General features: G+C 43.2%; 1 protein-coding gene. It reads left to right on the forward strand.

Annotated elements, in window-relative coordinates; genetic code table 11:
- The first annotated feature begins 246 nt into the window (after positions 1–246).
- Positions 247–1,077 (forward strand): hypothetical protein, encoded by an 831-nt coding sequence (locus tag VIP81_RS10315; RefSeq protein ID WP_331959480.1) that lies wholly within the window; start codon positions 247–249, stop codon positions 1,075–1,077.
- Positions 1,078–1,578: the final 501 nt, after the last annotated feature.

Here is a 1,578-nt window from a genome sequence, read left to right on the forward strand (position 1 = left end):
TGCGGAGTCTTTTAATGCCAAAATAAAGTCCTTCAGGAATGCACTCAGAGGTGTACGGGACGTAGAATTTTTTCTTTACAGATTGACTAAACTTTATGCTTAAAATTTCCACTAATCCCCCAAGTTTTCAACTTGATCCGTTGAAACCTGGGAATATATTTTTTCGATATTCTCTAAATGCCAATACACTCGTATTTGCCATTCTCAAATCTCTCCCGAACTATCTTTGAATATGTTACAATACTCATGGCATTAGGCTTAGATAATCTTCAATCTATCCCGCAAACCCGTTCCCAGGGTTATGCTACTTTTACCCTATCAAAATTATCTCCCATGGCAAAACAAATGTCTATCATTCCTTTTACGGGAAAACTCGGTCATCTTATAGGCTATAAGCGCAATGGCAAATACTTCCTGCGCAGCATGCCAGAAAGCGTACGGCAAACGGCTGCTACTCGCCGCGCATCCCGGCGCTTTGGCATAGCCAGCAGGAAAGGCGCTTTTATCCGTCATGCTTTCCATAGCAACCTGGATATCCATTGCGACGGCGGCCACATCAATCGTCTGAACAGGATACTCATTGCTGCCGGCGATCATCATGCGGCCATAACGGGCTTCCGCTTCAATCAGCATACCGGAGTAGATCGTTTCTTTACAGTGGCTCCGCGGCTTTTCAGCAACGGGATACTAAATATTCCTGCACAAACTATTGTCGGATATCAAGGTATTGTTGCGCTGGAAGTAAAAGTGATTGCAACGCGTATTGATTTTATATCATGTCAGGTGGTGGGTAGCGAAACGGTTACATTAATGCTCGATCCCGATACCACTTTCGAAGAATCAAATGTTTCGCTGGACGTACCCGCGGCGGGTACACTGGTAGTAGTTTTCCAGGTAAGAGCGATGTACAAAGATGGACCATCGGGCAACAGACAATACATGGCCGCAGATATTATTGCGGTGGCAGCGCCACAAGTACCTAAATATGCTAATAAACGTCCTTTTCCAAAGCTGAGGATATTACCTTTCAAACTTGCCTGGCCACACGCATATCCATCCGTCATCCAACTGGAATAAAGCGATCTTGCCTCTGGTAGATATTTTGATGCCTCCCTTATACCTCCTTCCTCTAAATAGTATATCTCTTTCCGCAACTACAGCCTTACACTGAAGCAGCGCTGCTATGCCCCGTTTTGATTTCCATCCATTTGCTGACTCAATTTCATCGGGACAATACATCCGGAAGTCATCCCCGCATTAACTCCACCTCTCCTGCCGTGCTACTATATGCCAATAGCCCGTTTCAAGCATGTGTCCAACGGAATCGTCATAATAAAAATACATTCCTGCAGGTAATATTACCTATAATGATGGGTGTTCTTAATGCACTATAGCTTAAAAGAGGATGTAGAGACAAAGAAGATAAAATTCCCTCTAAAACATCCATAATGCAGACTTTCGGTTAACTGGCGGCATTAGATCTGTTGAATTCTTCCTTTACAGACTAACTAAACTTTATGCTTAAAATTTACGCTGTCCTCCAACTTTTCAACTTGATCCAAGAAATGGCTATTTTTA

It is taken from the genome of Chitinophaga sp., from assembly GCF_036566945.1.
Lineage (GTDB): Bacteria > Bacteroidota > Bacteroidia > Chitinophagales > Chitinophagaceae > Chitinophaga.